The sequence below is a fragment of the Herbiconiux sp. UC225_62 genome (assembly GCF_042694625.1).
In the GTDB taxonomy this organism is placed as follows: domain Bacteria; phylum Actinomycetota; class Actinomycetes; order Actinomycetales; family Microbacteriaceae; genus Herbiconiux.
The window spans coordinates 1671214-1690453 of record NZ_CP170551.1 but is presented as its reverse complement, the minus strand read 5'-3'; the positions used below and the strand labels follow the sequence as shown (position 1 = coordinate 1690453).

Here is a 19240-nt window from a genome sequence, read left to right as displayed (position 1 = left end):
CATGACGAGACTGCGATACACCCCGGGCTCCTGGCGAGCGGTCGTGACCCCTGGCGGAGTCGCCGTGTTGCCGAGCGGCGTGGATGCCGAGATGCTCGAGAGCATCTGGAGCTCGCTCGACGCGGGCAACGGGCTCGGCGCCGTGCTCGAATCGCTCACGGGCGCCTTCGGCACGAGCCTGCGGTCCATCCCGCCCTTCGCGGTGGTGACGGTCTCCGGCGCCGAGGTTCGGCTCGCGGTTCGCGGGGAGCTCGCCATCGAGGTCGACGAAGGGGGAGCGGATGGCTCGCCCCTCGTGGTCTCGGGCGCCGACGTCACCACTTGGAGCGAACGCGTCGTGGGCTCCGCCCGCAGCGTCACCCTGCGGGCGCCCGCAGCGCCTCGGACGAACGACGCCGACTGGTTCCCCATCGCGAGCGGGGTGGTGCTGGCGGGGGCCGTGACCGTGCAGCTCGAGGAGGATGCTCCCACGTCGGTGCTGCGCGTGAGCGCCCCCGAGCAGACGGTGGACGCCGAGCAGGCCGGCGCTGCCTCGGCGCCCGCCGCTCCTGAGGTGTCCGGTGCCTCCGAAGCGCCCGCGGTGACGGAGGACTCCGGAGCCGGGGTGCCTGTGGAGACCAGAATCCCCGAGGAGACCATCCTGCCCGACGAGGGCGCCGACGCAGGAGCGACCGCCGAGGCGGACAGGTCTGACAGCGCAGCCGGACCCGAAGCAGGAGGCGGGCCCGACGCAGGAGCCGGTCCCGACGCGGAAGCCGGCCCCGACGCGGAGATTCAGCCAGACAAGGGAGCCGAGGCCGGTGCAGAAATTGAGCCCGACAGCGCAGCCGAGCCGCACGCGGAGCTCGAGTTCACCCGGGACGAGCTGCCGGACGACGCCTACGACCACCTGTGGGGAGCCACCGTGGTCAAGCGCGTCGAAGAGGCGGCCGTGCGCGACGTCGGAGACGACGACGAGGACGACGAGCCGACCCCTCTCGCATCCCCTCCGATCACTGCGCCAGCCGCGACGCCTCCAACCCCGGCGACTCCCGCCCCGGCGGACGCCGGTGGCTTCGCTCCCCCTGCTGCTCCGGCAGCGGCGACACCCGCGATGCCGCAGAGCTCGGGCCTCATCGACAGCGTGCCGAACTTCGGCGGCGTCGGCGCCCCGTCCGGCAGCGACAGCCTGGTTGGACGCACGGTGCCGCCGACGCCCAACGCCGCCGCCCCGGCAGCCCCGGCGACCACCCCCGGCGCCGCGCCCGCCATCGGCGACGACCACGACGGCCTGACCGTCACCGTCTCCGAGCTCGAGGCCATGCGCCGTCTCGGTGCCGCCCAGGCATCGGCGCCGGAGCTGCCCACCTCGGCGCTCGGCCGCATCGTGCTGTCGACCGGCGAGACGCATCCGCTCGACCGTCCGGTGATCATCGGGCGCCGTCCGCGTGCGAACCGCGTGCAGGCCGACCAGGTGCCCGTGCTGATCACGGTCGCGAGCCCTGAGCAGGACATCTCGCGCAATCACCTCGAGGTCCGCCTCGAAGGCCGTCACGTGCTCGTGGTCGATCTGGCCACCACGAACGGATCGGTGCTGCATCGCGAAGGCACCCCGCCGCTGCGCCTCGGCCCCAATGAGCCCGTGCTCGTGCTCTCGGGCGACGTGGTCGACATCGGCGACGGCGTCACCGTGAGCTTCGAGGAGATCCCGTGAACGCGCGCCGCCCACCCTCGGCACCGCCCGAGATCCCCGGGTTCGGCTACCTGCAGCTGCTCGGCTCGGGCGGCTTCGCCGACGTCTTCCTCTACGAGCAGCGGATGCCCCGCCGTCGCGTGGCCATCAAGGTGCTGCTCGCCGAGGCGCTCACCGAGGGCGCGCGTGAGAGTTTCGACGCCGAAGCGAACCTGATGGCGCAACTCTCGACGCATCCGTCCATCGTCACGATCTACCAGGCCGACATCGCCACCGACGGGCGGCCCTACCTGGCGATGGAGTACTGCCCGAAACCGAACCTGGGCGCGCGCTACCGCCGGGAGAAGATCAGCGTGTCCGAGGCGCTGCGGATCGGCATCCAGGTCGCAGGAGCGGTCGAGACTTCGCATCGCGCCGGCATCCTGCACCGCGACATCAAGCCGGCCAATATTCTCGTGACGGAATACAACCGGCCCGCCCTCACTGACTTCGGGATCTCCGTCGCCCTGGTCGGTGGCGGCGAGCAGGAGTCGGTGGGCATGTCGATCCCGTGGTCGCCGCCCGAGGTCTTCGGCGCCGTGCCGTCGAGCGGGGCCGCGGCGGACATCTATTCGCTCGGCGCGACCGTCTACACGATCCTCGCCGGCCGCTCGCCGTTCGAGGTCCCCGGAGGCGCGAACACCGGGCTCGACCTGATCGCGCGCATCCAGTCCTCCCCGCTCAGCCCCACAGGTCGTGCCGACGTGCCTCCGTCGCTCGAAGCCGTGCTCGCCACGGCGATGGCGAAGCGCGAAGACCAGCGCTACGGCTCCGCCCTCGAGTTCGCCCGCGCCCTGCAGAAGGTGCAGCTCGAACTCAGCATGTCGGTCACCCCCACCGATGTGCTCGACGAGCAGCTCTCCAGCGACGAGGTCGAGGAGGAGGACGAGGGCAACACCCGCATCCGCGGCATCGTCTCGATCGATCCCACCGGACCGGTCACCGGACGGCGCCCGACCGACACGAGCACCTCGTCCGTTCCGCGGCCGACGTTCTCGGCGCCCGTCCCGCCGCTCGCGCCACCCGCCGAGGAGCGGACGCTCCTGCGTCCTGCCGCGCCGGTGGCAGGCCGGGTCCCTCCTTCCCGCCTCTCGGCTCCGGAGCCGGCCGTCGAGGAGACCGTGCACCGCGAGGCCGTCGCCGCTCCCGTCACCGTCGACGAGGCTCCTTCGCGGCGACGCCTGCTCCCCTACCTTCTCGGGGCGGCGGTCCTGGTCGTCCTGATCGGCGTCGGCGCACTCGTCTTCGCCCTGAACGGCGGCGGAAGTCCTGCGGAGCAGCAGGCGGTCGAGACCGACAAGCCGGTCGACGAGATCGACGTCGGCAACTCCGCGGTCGACGCCCCCACCGATGTCACCGGCCAGGCGACCGCCGACGGGATCGTGTTCACCTGGACGAATCCCGATCCGCAGGAGGGCGACAGCTATCGCTGGTCGCTGGCCACGCCGGGCACCGTGAACCAAGCGGTGCGCGTCGACTCCACCACCGTGACGGTGCAGCCTCCGGAGGGCGGCGGAACCGTGTGCATCGAGGTCGCGGTGGTGCGCAGCGACGGAAAAGGCTCCGAACCGACTGTGGGGTGCACGCCATGACCATCGACGAGACGACGACTCCTCCTCCGGCGACTCCGCGCTCCGAGGCGAGCGTGGAGTTCTGCGGCGAGTGGTTCGCCCTCGACCCGGCCAAGCCGTTCGAGATCGGTCGCGAGGCCGACCTCGACATCGACGACAACCAGTATCTGCACCGGCGCTTCCTGCAGATCGCCAACGTCGAGGGCATGTGGTGGCTCTCGAACGTGGGCTCACGCCTCTCGGCCACGGTCTCCGACGCCAGCCGCACGATGCAGGCCTGGCTCGCGCCCGGCGCCCGCATGCCCATCGTCTTCGGGCTCACCACCGTCGTCTTCACCGCCGGTCCGACGAGCTACGAGTTCACCGTGCACACCACGGCGCCCACCTTCTACGACTCCAGTCCGGCCCCCGAGGGGAGCGGCGCCACCACCGTGGGCGCCGTCACGTTCACCGAGTCGCAGAAGCTGCTCATCCTGGCCCTCGCCGAGACCATGCTGAAGCGTGACGGCACCGGCACGAGCGAGATCCCCTCCTCGCAGGCTGCGGCGCAGCGGCTCGGCTGGGCGCTCAGTCGCTTCAACCGCAAGCTCGACAACGTCTGCGACAAGCTGAGCCGCACCGGCGTCGAGGGGCTGCGCGGCGGGGTGGGCGCCCTGGCCACGAACCGTCGCGCGCGCCTGGTGGAGTACGCGGTGCTCTCGCGCCTCGTCACCAAGGCCGATCTCCCCCTGCTCGACGCCCCCCACGACGACGCCGACGACAGGTAGGCCCGCACAGCATGCGCATCAAAGCAACACTGAAACGCCCCGGCGGCAGCAACAGCAACCTGCAGATCACCGCCGACGCCACCGCCACCGTCGCCGACATCGCCGACGCCATCTACGCGGGCGACCCGATGCGCGCGGGACAACCCCAGGTCGCCCCCACGTCGCTCACCCTGCAGGTGACCGGTGCGAACGGCGAGGCACGCGTGCTCGACCCGACGTCGAACCTGCTCGACTCGGGCGTTCGCTCCGGCTCCGTGCTGGAGGTCACCCAGCACAGCGAGGCGTTCAGCGCCGCCGGTCAGCGCGGCCCCGCCGCCGCGACGCTGCGCGTGCTGAGCGGTCCGGATGCCGGTGCCGAGTTCTCGCTGCCCTTCGGCTCCAGCTATCTCGGTCGCGAACGCGGCATCGACGTGCGACTCTCCGACGGGCTCGTGTCGAAGCGGCACGCCCGCATCAACATCGGCGAGCACGTCGAGATCATCGACATGAACTCGGCCAACGGGCTGCTGATGGGCGGCGAGCAGATCGCCCGCACCACGCTCTCCTCGGCCGACGTGGTGGTGATCGGCGACACCGCCATCTGCATCGTGCCGCTGCAGCGCCTCGGCGGAGCCGCGCCCTCCACGCCCGTCATCGAGTTCAACCGCTCGCCGCGCGTGGTGGCCCGCTACCCCGGGGCCGAGTTCCCCGCGCCGGTGCCGCCGAAGAAGCCGCAGACCCAGCGGTTCCCGATCGTGGCGCTCGTGGCACCGCTCATCATGGGCGCCGTGCTCTTCGCCGTCACCCGCTCGCCGCTCAGCATCATCTTCGTGGCGCTCAGTCCCATCCTCATGATCGGCACCTGGCTCGATCACCAGCTCACCACCCGACGTCAGCTGAAGGATGCGATCGAGCAGTTCCGCGCATCCCTCGACGCCTTCGTGGCGCGGCTGCACGAGAAGCAGCGCGTTCAGCGGGCCGTGCGGCTCACCGAGGCGCCTGCGGTGGCCGACACGATCGACGCCGTGCACCGCCTGGGCCAACTGATGTGGACCCACCGGCCGGAGCACGACGCGTTCCTGTCGCTGCGCCTCGGCCTCGGCACGGCGCACAGCCGCGACAAGGTCACCCTGCCGAACTCGAACGACGCGCTGCCGGAGTACTGGGAGCAAGTGGAAGAGGTGGCGGAACGCTTCGCCTGGATCGACGGCGTACCGGTCACCGTGCAGCTGCGCAGCGTCGGCGCCCTCGGCGTCGCGGGCGCGAGCGAGGCGCGGCACGGCGTCGCCCGCGGCATCCTGACGCAGCTCGTCGCACTGCACTCGCCCGCCGAGGTGGTGGTCTGCGCTCTCGTGTCCCCGACCTCGCGGCCCACCTGGGAATGGCTCGAATGGCTTCCCCACACCAGTTCGCCGCACAGCCCGCTCGGCGGCGACCACCTGGCCGACAACCCCGGGTCAGGACTGGCCCTGATGGCCCGCCTCGAAGAACTGATCGAGAGCCGCACCGGCAACCAGGTCACCCCGCGCGGCCCCCTCGACCAGACCTCTCGCGGAAAGGATGCGAAGGAGGAGCTCCCCGAACCGATCACCCCCGCCGTGATCGTGGTCGTCGAGGACGACGCCCCCATCGATCGCGGTCGCCTCACCCGACTCGCCGAACGCGGCGCGGATGCCGACGTGCACATCGTCTGGTCAGCCCCGTCCATCGGACATCTGCCCGCCGCCTGCCGCAGCTTCGTGAGCGTGGAGCAGAGCGCGACCGAAGCCACCAGCGGTCAGGTGCGACTCGGCGAACACACCTACCCGGTGGCGTGCGAGACCGTCGACGCCGAGACCGCCCACCGGCTGGCGCGGCAACTGGCACCCGTGGTCGACGTCGGCGCGCCCATCGACGACGAATCCGACCTGCCGCGATCCGTCTCCTACCTCGCCGTCGCCGGAACCGATCTCGCCGAGATCGCCGAGGCCGTCATCGACCGCTGGCGCGAGAGCAACTCGATCGCGCTCCGAGACGGCTCGCCGCCCGTCCGCCGCAAGAAAGAGGGGTCGCTCCGCGCCCTGGTCGGACACTCCGGCACCGAGCCGTTCTACCTCGACATCCGCAACCAGGGCCCGCACGCCCTGGTGGGCGGCACCACGGGTGCCGGCAAGTCCGAGTTCCTGCAGAGCTGGGTGCTCGGGATGGCCGCGGCGCACAGTCCCGACCGCGCGACCTTCCTCTTCGTCGACTACAAGGGCGGCGCGGCCTTCGCCGACTGCGTGGCTCTGCCCCATACCGTCGGCCTCGTCACCGACCTCTCGCCGCACCTCGTGCGCCGAGCGCTCACGAGTCTGCGGGCCGAACTGCGCTACCGCGAGCACCTGCTCAACCGCAAGAAGGCGAAAGATCTGGTGAGCCTCGAGAAGACCGGCGACCCCGACACCCCGCCAAGCCTGCTCATCGTGGTCGACGAGTTCGCCGCCCTCGTGCAGGAGGTGCCCGAGTTCGTCGACGGCGTCGTGGATGTCGCCCAGCGCGGCCGCTCGCTGGGGCTGCACCTCATCCTCGCCACCCAGCGCCCGGCCGGCGTCATCAAAGACAACCTGCGTGCCAACACCAACCTGAGGATCGCACTCCGGATGGCCGACGCCGACGATTCCAGCGACATCCTGGGCGATCCGATGGCCGCCTATTTCGACCAGTCGATCCCCGGCCGCGGGGCGGCGAAGACGGGACCGGGCCGGCTCGCCGCCTTCCAGACCGGCTACCTCGGCGGGTGGACCACCAACGAACCGCCGAGGCCCCGCATCGACATGACCGAGATGGACTTCGGCTCGGGCGCGGTGTGGGAACAGCCCGAGGTCGAGGCTCCGGAGGTGCGCGACCCGGGGCCGACGGACATCGCCCGGCTGGTGTCGAGCATCCGCACGGCCGCCTCCATGGCCGGCATCCCCGACCCCCGCAAGCCCTGGCTCGACGAGCTGGCCGCCGTCTACGACTTCTCGTTGCTGCCGAACCCGCGCACCGACGAACAGCTGCTGCTCGGCGTCATCGACGACCCGGCCTCGCAGAGCCAGCCGACCGTCTTCTACGAACCCGACCGCGACGGCAACATGGCCGTCTACGGCACAGGCGGGTCGGGAAAGAGCGCGACGCTCCGGATGATCGCGGTCGCCGCCGCCGTCACCCCGCGCGGCGGACCGGTGCACGTCTACGGCCTCGACTTCGGCTCCAGCGGCCTCAGCATGCTGCAGGAACTGCCGCACGTCGGAGCCATCATCGACGGCGACGACGAGGAACGCGTCATCCGCCTGCTCCGGATGCTCCGCGACCTCGTCGACGACCGCTCGGCCCGCTACTCGGCCGTTCGCGCGGGCAGCATCGGCGAGTACCGCCGGCTCTCGGGCCGTGCCGAGGAAGCCCGCATCCTGGTGCTGGTCGACGGCATCGGAGCGTTCCGCGACCAGTACGAGTTCGGCGGGCACTCCGCCTGGTTCACCACCTTCTCGCAGATCGCGACCGACGGCCGCCAGGTCGGCGTGCACATCGTGATCGCGGGAGACCGCCCGAACTCGGTGCCCGCCTCGCTCGGCAGCACCATCCAGCGCCGCCTGGTGCTCCGGATGGCGAACGAGGACGACTACTCGCTGGTCAACGCGCCGAAGGACACCCTGAGCGCGGTGTCGCCCCCGGGCCGCGGCGTGATGGGAGGCGACGAGGTGCAGATCGCGATGCTCGGCGCCGATCCAAACGTCGCCGTGCAGGCGCGCGAAATCGCGAAGCTCGCCGAAGCGATGACCCGCCAGGGTGTGAAGCCGGCCGAGCCGGTGCGCACCCTCGGCGACTCGATCCCACTCAGCACCCTGCCCGCCACGGTCGCGGCGGAACCGGTGTTCGGAGTGCGCGACGATTCGCTGGAGCCGTTCGCCGTCGGCGCCCGAGGAGCGCTCCTGGTGGCCGGGTCGGCCGGCAGCGGACGCTCGACCGCCCTGGCCACGATCGCGACGGCGCTCCGACGGGCCGATCCGCGCATCCGTCTCGTGCACATCTCGCCCCGCAAGACGAGCTTGACGCCGCTCCCGCTGTGGTCGCTCTCGATGAGCGACCCGGCGCAGGTCGCCGCCTTCGCCGACGACGTGGCGGCTCAGCTCGACGCCGAGACGCTGAAGCCCGGCGACTTCGCGATCGTGCTGGAGAACATCGGAGAGCTCAACGGCTCCCCCCTGGAGGCCGACGTCGACCGGCTCGTGAAGCGGGCCCTCCGCGACGACGTGTTCGTGGTGGGGGAGAGCGAGTCGTCGACCTGGTCGGCCGCATGGACCCTCGGCGGCTCCTTCAAGAACGCGAAGCGGGGACTGCTCCTGGTGCCGGGCGAGCTCGACGGCGACACCCTGCTGGGCACAACACTGGGCCGCTTCAAGCGCTCGGATCTGCCGCCTGGCCGGGGATTCTTCATTCAGGGCGGACGCGTGGTGAAACTGCAGGTGGCGACCCGTGACGACTGACGGGCAGGGGCGGAACACTCATGGGGACTTCTCCCCATCGACGGTTGTCGACGCTGTCAATAGTGTCTTTCTTGTGAGAAGCACTCACAGGAAGTAGCGGTTCCGGACAGCCCGGATCGCGTGGAGTAAGGAGAGAACAATGGCCGTATGGGGTCTCGATGTCGAACAGGTCCGCTCGCTCAGCAAGCAGCTCAACACGCAGTCGCAGCAGGTGCAGCAGATCCTGACCACCCTCACCAGCGCCCTGCAGAGCGTGCAGTGGACCGGTCCTGACGCGGAGGGCTTCCGCAACGAGTGGAACTCCACGCACACCGCGGCCCTCAAGCAGGTCATCGCCGCTCTCGAGGATGCGTCGCAGAAGGCGGCGAAGAACGCTTCCGACCAGGAGGCCACCTCGAACGCCTAGTTCGAATGAGGCGGGGGTTCCGGTATCCGGAACCCCCGCCTTCGCCCTTTTCCCACATCGATCCGCACGCTTGAGAGGGTGTCATGGCTGGTGGTTTCTACGGAGCAGACGTCGAACAGCTCCGGCAGCTGGCGAAGAAGTTCGACAGCGCCGCTGAGAATCTGAACACGGTGACGTCGACGCTCACCTCGAGCGTGAACCAGACTCACGCCTGGCAGGGTCCGGATGCCACGACCTTCCGTTCCGACTGGAACGGCACCTACACCGCGCAGCTGAAGGCCGCGGTCCAGGCGCTGGTGGCCGGCAGCGGCGATCTCGTGAAGAACGCCGAGGAGCAGAACAGCTCGTCGACGGACGGCGGGGCGTTCGGAGGCGGATCGGGCGGCTCCGGAGGCTCCGGCGGCTCCGGGGGGTCGGGCGGCTCAGGTGGCTCGAGTGGCTCAGGCGGCGGTTCGAACGGCGGCGGAGGTGGCGACGACGGAACCACCACGCACAGCAGCGCCGACGCACATGGCTTCGAGGCCGACGGGCACGCGAGCGCCGGCACCGACGTGGGCCTCACCTCGGCCGAGGCGAGCGCCGAGGCGGGTTGGCAATGGGGCGCAGGTGCCGACGCCACGGCCGGCTGGGAGAACGGCTGGTCGGAAGGCGAAGGCACGGCTGAAGCGTTCGTCGGCGTCGACTCCAACGCCGAGGCGAGCGCCGGCATCAGCCTCGACGGTGCCGAGGCGAGTGCCTCGGCCGACGCCATGGTGGGTGGCACGGCCGGCGTGAACGGAAACGTCGAGGTGCTCGGCGGGCTGGCCGGCGCCGAAGGCAGTGCCGAGGTGATGGCCGGCGCCGAGGCGCAGGTGAACGCCGGGGCGACCATCGGCCCGGACGGCATCGGCGCCAACGCCGGCTTCGACGCCTTCGCGGGTGCCCAGGCGGGCGTCGACGGGAGCGCCTCCGTGGTCGGTGTGACCGTCGGTGGCGGCGCGGAGGTCTACGCCGGCATCGGCGCCCACGCGAACGTCGATGCCGAGGTCTCCTTCGACAACGTCGGCGTGTCGGTCGACATCGGCGCGGCCCTCGGCATCGGCGGTGGCGCCGACTTCGACGTCTCGTTCAGCCCGCAGGACGCCGTCGACTCCGTCGCCGGGTTCTTCGGAATCGGCTGATCGCCCGCTCCCTCATCCTCTTTGTCTGAAAGGCTGAATCCATGACCCACACGCTGACCTTCCCCGGCGATTCCGCTCCGGCGTTCCCGTCGCTCTCGCTCGACCTCCCCGACGACTGGCACGCCCTCTCGGTGACCGGCTCCGTGCTGGCCGCCGGCAAGACCGTGCCGCAGGGCGAATTCCGTCCCAACGTGGTGGTGGCCGTGTCGCGCTACGCCACCGGATACTCGCTCCAGACCGCGATCGATGCCGTGGTCTCCCGCGTCGAGTCGATCGAGGGAAAGGTGGAGCTGGTGCGCGACGACTACGAAGTGCTCGGACTCCCGGGCTTCCGCCTCGAGTTCAGCTACCCGGATGCCCGGGTCGGCACCCTGATGCAGGGTGTGCGTCTCGCCGTGGTCGAGAACGGTCCCGTCGTCGACCTCGTGCAGCTCACGGTCACCGCCACCGGCTCCCAGGCCACGGAGATCTGGGGTGAGCTCCGCGACATCCAGTCCAGCGCCCGGCTCTCGACGGTCTCGGCGTAGGGCGCGCGATGGCTGAGGATCTCGCCCAGGCACAGGCGCGCGTGCTCGCGCTCAACAGCGACGAACTGCCTTTCGTCTACGAGCCCGCGGCCTACGGCATCCGCGCCGTGTGGAAATACGCCGATGTGAAGTGGGCAGCGGCATCCGCCGCCGGCATCATCTCCGCCGGCTACGAGTTGCGGGTCACGCTCGACCCGGCCGAGTCGGAGTGGTCGTTCGACGAGACCGACACCGAGAACCGCGCGACCGTGCACGGCGACTCCGACAGCATCGGCATCTCCGGCAACACCTCCATGTTCAAGGGTCGGGAGAAGAAGGTCTCGTTCCAGTTCGGAGTGGGCACCGCGTCGAAGACCACCGACCGCCAGGGGTCGACGGAGGGCAACTTCTACGGCTACTCCTTCTCCACCGACGAGATCAAGCAGCCCCTCATCGCCGCCCTCCAGGCCGCCGGGTGGCAGCCTCAGAAGAAGGGCTTCTTCGGCAAGCTCTTCGGCGGCTGACCGGCTCCTGGCCCCTCAACTCAGCTCCGACCGCCGGAATCCGAGTTCCCGCTGAGCGCGCTGACTCTTCGTCCGGACGCGGTCTGCGCCCAAACGGAAGGATCTTGCCGCTGATCGTTGCGGTCGGGTGATCGTTTCGAGTTGAGAAGTACCGTGCAGCGGGTGTAACTTTGCAGCCTGCGCAAAGTTCGCGCGGTCTCCCCCATCTCTCGTCTGAGGATCTGCATGTCCCGCACCAATTCGTCGTCCGACCGCCGAGCAAAGGCCTCCTCCCGCGAGATCGATGCCGGGGCGGTGATGTCGCATCGCCAGATCCTTTTCGTGATCTTCGGACTGATGGCCGGGATGTTCCTGTCGGCCCTCGACCAGACGATCGTCGGCACCTCGATCCGCACCATCTCCGACGATCTCCACGGCCTGAGCCTGCAGGCCTGGGTCACCACCGCCTACCTGATCATGTCGACCATCAGCACGCCGATCTACGGCAAGCTGAGTGACCTCTTCGGGCGCCGACCGCTGTTCATCATCGCGATCACGATCTTCCTGGTGGGCTCGCTGCTCGCCAGCCTCTCGACCTCGATGTTCGAGCTCGCCGCGTTCCGTGCCATCCAGGGCCTCGGCGCGGGTGGCCTGATGGCGTTGCCGCTCGCCATCATGGGCGACATGCTCGCACCGCGAGAACGCGCGAAATACCAGGGCTACTTCCTCGCTGTCTTCGGCATCTCGAGCGTCATCGGCCCGCTGATCGGCGGGCTCTTCGCCGGTGCCGACCAGATCCTCTGGATCACCGGTTGGCGCTGGGTCTTCCTCCTCAACGTGCCGATCGGCATCGTGGCCCTCATCATCGTGCTGCGCTTCCTGCACCTGCCGAAGAGCGCCAAGCGAGCCGTGCGGATCGACTGGTGGGGCGCGGTCGCGGTCATCGTGGCGCTCGTGCCGCTGCTCCTCGTGGCCGAAGAGGGTCGCGACTGGGGCTGGGGCTCGGCCGGCGCGATCGCCTGCTACGTCATCGGTGTGATCGGTGTGGTGGCCTTCATCCTCATCGAGCGCGTGATGAAAGACGACGCGCTCATCCCGCTGAAGCTGTTCCGGTCGGCCACGTTCTCGATGGCCACCGTGCTCGGCGTGCTGGTCGGGTTCGGCATGTTCGGCGCTCTGCTCACCATTCCGCTCTTCCTGCAGCTCGTCGTCGGCGCCACGCCCACCGAGAGCGGGCTGCTCCTCCTGCCGCTCATCGTCGGCTTGATGATCGCGTCCATCACGAGCGGCCAGATCATCGCGCGCACCGGCAAATACCGGGCGTTCCCGATCATCGGAACCGGGCTCATGAGCGTCGGATTCTTCTACTTCACCTTCGTGACGGCCGACAAGCCGGTCTGGTTCCTCATGATCGGGATGCTGCTGATCGGTCTCGGCATCGGTCAGCTGATGCAGACGCTCACCATCGCGAGCCAGAACTCCGTGGGCCTGCGCGACATGGGCGTGGCGACGAGTGCCTCGACGTTCTTCCGTCAGATCGGTGGAACGCTCGGCACGGCCGTGCTGTTCTCGGTGCTGTTCACCCGCATCCCCGACACGATCAAGGCCGCCTTCGCCGACCCCGCCATCTCCGACGCCGTGAAGGCCGCCGCCGCTGACCCGGCCGTGGCCGCCGACCCGAAGAACACGCAGATCCTGCAACTGTTGCAGGAGGGGCAGAGCGGAAACACGGGCGCGCTCACGGGATCGCTGAACGGCGACACCTCGTTCCTGAATGCCGCGGATCCGCGTCTGGCCGATCCGTTCCTGGTCGGCTTCGCGAACGCGACGGTCACCGTGTTCTGGGTGGCCCTCGCAGCCTCGCTGCTGGCGTTCATCCTCGCCTGGTTCTTCAAGACCCCGCCGCTGCGCGCCAAGTCGGCACTGCAGGAGGCGGCCGACGACGCGGCGGTCAACGCGGCCCTCGCGGCCGAGGAGATGGGCGCCATGGTCGCTCCGGACACCGCCTCGGTGCCTGCCCAGCGCCCGGCCGGCACCCACGCGGCCTCGCCGAAGGACGAGTAACCCCCGCCTCGTCGCCGTTGCGCGGCCGGACCGCTCGCCAGGACGACGCCACCCCCCAGGGCGACGTCGTCCATGTGGCGTAGGCGGTCAGGCGCGGCGGGCCGTACGACGCGAGCGGATGGCGATGGCGGCTCCGCCCGCGAGGAGGAGCACTGCGGCGAGCCCGGCAAGCATCGAGCCGGGTACGTTCGCTCCGGTCTCAGCGAGGGTGGTGGGAGCTCCCGAGCGCCCGCGAGCCTGGTTCGCGGAGGAGGACGAATCCGCCGCCGGGGCCGACCCAGAGCTGCCCGCGGAGCCCGCGGCGGGCGGAGCTGGAGGGTTCTGCGTCGGAGGAGGCGGGGTCGTGGCCGCCGTGACGGCGAGTGTGAACGTCTGCGAAGTCCTCGTGAGCGCGCCGTTCGCCGCAGTGATCGTGACGGCGTAGTTGCCCACGGTCGTCGGCGTACCCGACAGTCGGCCGGTGGCCGGATCGAAGGTCAATCCTGGCACAGCTCCGGTCAGCAGGAAGGCGACGGGAGTCGCACTGGTCACGGTGGGCGCGTAGGAGAACACGGCGCCAACAACGGCGGATACCGGCGGAGTCGAGGTGAACACGGCGGGCGTCACAGGGGGGCTGACCTTCACGCGGATGGTGATCGTGTCCTTCCACGGGGCGCTCGTGACTCCGTCGGCGGTGGCGGTGATCGTGATCGTCGCGGCACCCGCGACGGTGGGCGAGCCGGAGATCAACCCGGTGGACTCATTGACCGCGAGGCCCCGGGGCAACCCGGTCGCCTCGAACCTCGCGGGCGTCACGGAGGCCGTCAATTGGAACGAGTACACGACGTCCACTGTCGCATCGGGCAGCGGGCCCGAGGTGATGACCGGCACGGCCGGGTCGACGTGCAGCGTCTTATGCTGCCCGGCGAGCACCCCAGCACTGTCGACGACCTTGATGAGCATGGAGAAGTCGCCGGACACCGTCGGTACGCCGCTGATGAGACCGCTCGTAGGGTCGATGGTGAGCCCGTTCGGCAGCCCGCCCACACCATAGGTGAGCCCGACGCCGTCGGCCGTGACCTGGAACGAGTACGCCACACCCACGGTCGCTGCGGGAGGTGCCCCGGAGGTGATTACCGGAGGCCCGCCCGCGCTGAGGGCGATGACGAGCGTCTGGTAGACGACCTGGGAGGAGCCGCCGGTGGGCCCAGCGCCGAGAGCCTCGAGGCGCACGGTGAACTCGCCGTCGACCGTCGGAGTGCCCGAGATGAGACCGGTGTCGGCATCCACGGTCAGGCCGTCGGGCAGACCGGACACGGAGAAGGTCGCCGACGACACGTTCGACGTCAGCTGGAAACTGTACGGCGCACCCACCGTTCCCTCCGGCAACGCAACCGACGTGATCGTCGGCACCGTGACGGGCGCCGGATCGATCACGAGCGTGTCGTATCGCACCTGGGAGTCGCCCGCCGAGTCTGAGCTGATCGCTTCGAGGCGCACGGAGAATTCACCGTCGACCTCGGGAGTGCCGATGATGAGGCCGGACTGCGCATCCGCCGTCAGACCGTCGGGCAGGCCGGAGACCGAGAAGGTCACCGGCGACACGTTCGATGTCAGCTGGAAGTTGTACGCGACGCCCACCGTGCCGGCAGGGAGCGACGAAGACGTGATGACGGGCACCGTCACCGGCGCGGGATCGATGACCACCGTGTCGTACCGCACCTGCGCGAATTCGCTCGGCTCGGCCCCGACCGCCTCGAGACGAACGGTGAACTCGCCATCGACCGTCGGCGTTCCCGTGACGAGACCTGTGTCCGCATCCGCCGTCAGACCGTCGGGAAGGCCGGAGACCGAGAACGTCACCGGCGACACATTGGACGCCAGTTGGTAGTCGTAGGCCTCCCCGACGGTTCCGGTGGGCATCGGCCCCGACGTGACGACCGGAGTCACCGCAGCCACGGGAGGTGCGTCGGGGGCGAGGTCTTCGGCGTGGGCGCCGATCGGTATCGCGGCGAGCAGGGCTGCGACGAGGGCCGCGCCCAGGGAGAGACGGAGAGTGTGGGACGGGGTGTTCTTCGTGCGCATGATGCTCCTCCGAGGTGCCGGTCGGCGAGGTGACAGGACAACTGTCGACTTACCCTCAGGTTTAGTTGATGCATCCTCATAAAACAAGCACAAACACTACTTTTTGCCCCGAATCGACCGATCCGGACGGAGGAATCAGGAGACGGAGCGACGGAGACGCGCTCCCGCGCGGTCCTCGAGGAGCTTCGCCACCAGGAGCTCGCCGTCGACCGCGCCGAACCGCTCCAGCGCCTCGTGATGCAGGCGCGCGACGAGCCGCGTCAGCGTGACGGGGAGATCGGCGTCCGCACCGAGCCCGACCACGGTGTCCAGCTCCTCCACCACGCGGTCGATGCCGAAGGTCTCGAGGTAGTCGCCGTCGAGCAGGGCGTCGAGATACCGGTCGAGGAACACGCTGCCTCCGGCACTCCGGCGCAGGATCGCGGCGAGCCGCTCGGGCTCGACGCCCTGAGCCCGCCCGATCAGCAGCGCCTCCACCACCGCGGCCACCTGCCCGAACCACAGGGTGTTGGCGGGGAGCTTCGCCACGTGACCCGCCCCGACGTCGTCGCCGGCGCGTTCGAGGCGATCGGCCGCGCCTAGGGCGAGGAGCACCGGCATCGCCCGCTCCACCGAGCCCGGTTCTCCGCCCACGAAGAATCCGAGCGTGCCCGCCTCTGCGTCCCCGGGCCCTCCGGCCATGGGGGCTGCAACGGCCTGCACTCCGCGCGCCTCGGCGGCCCGGGCGAGCGAACGCGCCATGCGGGGATCCCCGCTGGTCAGGTCGATCCAGAGCGCTCTCTCGTGGAGAACCGGGAGTGCGCCGCCGTCGCCGATCATCGCGAACTCCAGCTCTTCCGGTCCCGGAAGCACCGTCACCAGCACGTCGACTGCGGCCGCCCATTCCGGCTCGACCTTTTCGGGCTGGCCAGGAACGGCCCGGCGGTCGGGATCGACGGAGGCGGCGGCTCCCGCGGGCGAGGCCCCGAACAGCAAGCGGCGATCCCGATCGGGGTCGTACCCCACCACGTGGTGACCCGCCGCACGGAGGCGCACCGCGACGGGCAGGCCCATCCGCCCCAGTCCCAGCACGCCGATGCGCAAGAACTCGGACGCCAGCGCGGTCATCGGTCCGCCCCCGGTTGGCCGGCCGCGCTTCCGGCGATCGTCCCCCGCGCCCGTCCCGCACGACCGGCCTGGCCGCCCGCCCCTGACATGCCGGTGGCCACCCCCCGGCTCAGAAGTCGCGCAGGTTGCCGCGCAGACCGCCGTCACCGAAGGAGGTGCGCAGCACGCCCCGGCGGCGCAGGATCGGCACTAGCTCGTCGAGCATGCGGTGGATGGTCACGGGATGCAGGTCGCCCGAGAAGATGAACCCGTCGTTGTCGGCGTCGTCGCCGAGCTCCTGGATGAAGTCGGCCACCTCCTCCGCCGTGCCGACGTATCCGGATCGCGACGCGATGCGGCCGAGGCGCGCCTTGGCGGTGAGCAGTTGCCGCAGGGTCGCATCCGCGAACGAGTCGAACGTGCCGAGCAGACCCTTGATCGTGCCGCGCGACACGTGGTCGCCGAAGATCGCCGGGTTGACCGGGCGGTCGAGGTCGAGCGAGGTGAGATCGGTCTCCAGGTCGCTCGACTGTCCGAGGGCGATCTGCAGCAGCGCCTCGTCGGAGGGATGCGCCGAAGCGTCCACGATCCGTTGCGCCTCTTCCGAGCTCCCCACGATGACCGGTTTGAACACGAACAGGATGTCGATGTCGGCGGCGGTGCGTCCGTGGGCGAGTGCCGCGTCGAGCACCTTCGCCCGATAGAACCGGATGGTGTCGACGTCGAGCGAGGCCAGTGCGAGCTGCACCTCCGACTGCTCGCCGGCGAAGTTCAGCCCGCGGCCGGAACCGCCGGGCGAGACCACGACCGGGTCGCCCGAGAGCGCGCCGTCCCCCAGCGACGGGAACGGCAGGGCGTTCAGCGGGCCGTCGAACGTGTAGTACTCCCCGCGATGCGGCACGGCGTCCAGACGCGATCCGTCGGCGAAGTGACCGGTGGCCGGGTCGGCGATGAGCGCATCGGGCCCCCAGCTGTGCCAGAGGGCGCGCACGGCGGTGAGCCACTCCTCGGCCCGGTCGTAAGCGGCGTCGTGCGCCAACGGCTCGGCGCCGAAATGCCGCGAGGAGCCGACATCCGTCACCACGTTGATGCCGAAGCGGTAGTCGCTAAGGTGCTGCAGGGTCGCGAACTGCCGCGCTGCCTGGTAGGGCGAGTAGGCCAACGGATTCACGGTGGGAGCGATTCCGATGTGCTCGGTGGCAGCGAACAAGTAGGGCGCGAGCAGCAGTGGGTCGTGCTTCGGTCCGCCGTAGGCGCTCCGGATGCGCAGATCTAGCGTGTCGGCATTACCGAGCGATAGCGCGTCCTCGATGATGACGAGGTCGAACCCAGCCTGTTCGAGGTCGCGCACCGACTGCTGGTAGAGCTGCGGCCGGTGCCAGGGGTGGTTCCACTCGTAGTAGGGATGCCCCCAGCCGTGCGGTCCGAAGCCGCGCGAGAGGAACCAGCCGAAGTGCTGCGGACGCGACACGTCAGGCCGCCTGTCCGGGCCCGGCGCTCGCGTGCGAAATCGACGGAGTCTCAGGCCGATGCGCGGTATCGACGGAGGAAGCGTCGGCGAGTCGCGCCGAGTCTCCATCCGTTTCGACCGCCGAGGCGGCTGCGACGGCTCGCGCGGCGGCGAGGCCCCGGGCGAGGTCCGCGATCAGGTCGGAGACGTCCTCGACACCGATGGAGAGACGGATGAGGCCCGGCCCGATCCCGCCCTCGCGCAGCTGCTCCTCGGTGCGGAAGGCGTGCGAGGTCGTGCCGGGGTGGATGATGAGGGACCGCACGTCACCGAGGTGCGTCATACGGGTGAACAGGCCGACCGCGTCGATGAGCGCCTCGGCCGCCGCCAGACCGCCGGCCACGGTGAACGAGAACACCGAGCCCTGTCCGCGCGGCAGGTAGCGTTCGGCGAGCTCGTGGTAGGCGTTCGAAGCCAGCCCCGAGTAGTCCACCGACTCGATCTCCGGCTGCGCCTCGAGCCATTCGGCGACGGCCTTCGCGCTCGCGGACTGCCGGTCGACCCGGAGGGAGAGCGTCTCGATGCCCTGCTGGATGAGGAAGGCGTTGAGGGGCGACGGGGTCGGGCCGAAGCGCAGGGCCACGACATCCCGTGCGTAGGTGATGAACGCCGCTGGGCCGAAGCGTTCGGCGAAGCTGCGCCCCCCGAGAGCGCGAGCCGGTTCGGCGAGATGGGGGAAGAGCTCGGGCCGGGCCGCCCAGTCGAAGCCGGTTCCGCTGACCACGGCGCCGCCCAGCACCGAGCCGTGCCCGGCGAGGAACTTGCTGGCGGAGTGCACCACGATGTCGGCCCCATGCTCCAGCGGGCGGAGCAGGTAGGGCGTGGCGAAGGTGTTGTCGACGATGAGCGGGATGCCGTGCCGGTGCGCCACGGAGGCCACGAGCTCGAGGTCGACGATCTCGTTGCGCGGATTCGGGATCGACTCCACGAACAGCGCACGGGTGGTGGGGCGGATGGCGAGTTCCCAGGCGAGCGGGTCGTTCGCGTCGATGACGAAGGAGGTGTCGATGCCCAGCCGTGAGAAGTTGTCGAGGAAGAGCCCGCGCGAACCCTCGTAGATGCTGTTCGCCGACACCAGGTGGTCGCCCGCCTGGAGGAGAGCGAGCAGGGCCACCGACAGGGCGGCCTGCCCGCTGCCGACCAGGATGGCCTGGTCGCCGCGCTCCAGAGCCGCGATGCGACGCTCGACCGATGCGGTGGTGGGGTTGCCGACGCGGGTGTAGCTGAAACCGTCGTCGGCCCCACCGAAGCGATCCCTGGCCTGGGCGAAGTCGTCGAACACGAAGCCGGCGCTGAGGTAGATGGGGGTGGCGCGCGCATTCACGCCGTCGTCGGGGAATCCGCCCGCATGCACTTGCTGCGTCGCGAATCCGTATTCTTCGTCGCTCACCGGGCGCTCCTCTCCTCGATCGTCGATACGACAGGG

13 protein-coding genes are annotated in these 19240 nt (G+C 70.0%); 9 read left to right on the top strand and 4 right to left on the bottom strand.

Features of this window, described 5'->3' with window-relative positions; genetic code table 11:
• Position 1: 1 nt before the first annotated feature.
• From ACFJGU_RS08060 to ACFJGU_RS08020, 9 genes are all read left to right on the top strand, one after another.
• The gene (locus tag ACFJGU_RS08060) at positions 2-1693 is read left to right on the top strand and encodes an FHA domain-containing protein (RefSeq protein WP_382309261.1); all 1692 of its coding nucleotides are present in this window, start codon (positions 2-4) and stop codon (positions 1691-1693) included.
• Positions 1690-3303 carry a protein kinase gene (locus tag ACFJGU_RS08055; RefSeq protein ID WP_382309259.1) on the top strand — a complete coding sequence of 538 codons (1614 nt, stop codon included), beginning with the start codon at positions 1690-1692 and terminating at the stop codon, positions 3301-3303. The genes ACFJGU_RS08060 and ACFJGU_RS08055 overlap by 4 nt, the downstream gene beginning before the upstream one ends.
• Positions 3300-4049 carry a hypothetical protein gene (locus ACFJGU_RS08050; RefSeq protein ID WP_382309257.1) on the top strand — a complete coding sequence of 250 codons (750 nt, stop codon included), beginning with the start codon at positions 3300-3302 and terminating at the stop codon, positions 4047-4049. The genes ACFJGU_RS08055 and ACFJGU_RS08050 overlap by 4 nt, the downstream gene beginning before the upstream one ends.
• An 11-nt stretch (positions 4050-4060) precedes the next feature.
• Entirely contained in the window at positions 4061-8515 is a 4455-nt protein-coding gene (locus ACFJGU_RS08045; RefSeq protein ID WP_382309255.1) for an FtsK/SpoIIIE domain-containing protein, read from the top strand.
• Between the two features lie 139 nt (positions 8516-8654).
• Entirely contained in the window at positions 8655-8921 is a 267-nt protein-coding gene (locus tag ACFJGU_RS08040; protein WP_382309253.1) for a WXG100 family type VII secretion target, read from the top strand.
• 83 nt (positions 8922-9004) lie between these two features.
• Positions 9005-10081, top strand: coding sequence for a hypothetical protein (locus ACFJGU_RS08035; protein ID WP_382309251.1), 1077 nt, complete (start codon positions 9005-9007; stop codon positions 10079-10081).
• Positions 10082-10122: 41 nt separating this feature from the next.
• Positions 10123-10608: a hypothetical protein gene (locus ACFJGU_RS08030; RefSeq protein ID WP_382309249.1), complete on the top strand. Its 486-nt coding sequence runs from the start codon at positions 10123-10125 to the stop codon at positions 10606-10608.
• Positions 10609-10616: 8 nt separating this feature from the next.
• Positions 10617-11111: a hypothetical protein gene (locus tag ACFJGU_RS08025; protein ID WP_382309248.1), complete on the top strand. Its 495-nt coding sequence runs from the start codon at positions 10617-10619 to the stop codon at positions 11109-11111.
• A gap of 297 nt (positions 11112-11408) precedes the next feature.
• Positions 11409-13154 (top strand): MDR family MFS transporter, encoded by a 1746-nt coding sequence (locus tag ACFJGU_RS08020; protein ID WP_382310314.1) that lies wholly within the window; start codon positions 11409-11411, stop codon positions 13152-13154.
• A gap of 87 nt (positions 13155-13241) precedes the next feature.
• Here ACFJGU_RS08020 and ACFJGU_RS08015 read toward each other — a convergent pair whose 3' ends face one another.
• The 4 genes from ACFJGU_RS08015 to ACFJGU_RS08000 form a co-directional block, all read right to left on the bottom strand.
• A complete protein-coding gene (locus ACFJGU_RS08015) occupies positions 13242-15218 on the bottom strand; it encodes a putative Ig domain-containing protein (protein ID WP_382309246.1) in 1977 nt (658 codons plus the stop codon).
• A gap of 135 nt (positions 15219-15353) precedes the next feature.
• Complete coding sequence (locus tag ACFJGU_RS08010; RefSeq protein WP_382309244.1) at positions 15354-16325, bottom strand: NAD(P)-dependent oxidoreductase; 972 nt, start codon at positions 16323-16325, stop codon at positions 15354-15356.
• Between the two features lie 109 nt (positions 16326-16434).
• Complete coding sequence (locus tag ACFJGU_RS08005) at positions 16435-17775, bottom strand: LLM class flavin-dependent oxidoreductase (RefSeq protein ID WP_382309242.1); 1341 nt, start codon at positions 17773-17775, stop codon at positions 16435-16437.
• Position 17776: 1 nt separating this feature from the next.
• Complete coding sequence (locus tag ACFJGU_RS08000; protein WP_382309240.1) at positions 17777-19204, bottom strand: O-acetylhomoserine aminocarboxypropyltransferase/cysteine synthase family protein; 1428 nt, start codon at positions 19202-19204, stop codon at positions 17777-17779.
• Positions 19205-19240 lie beyond the last annotated feature (36 nt).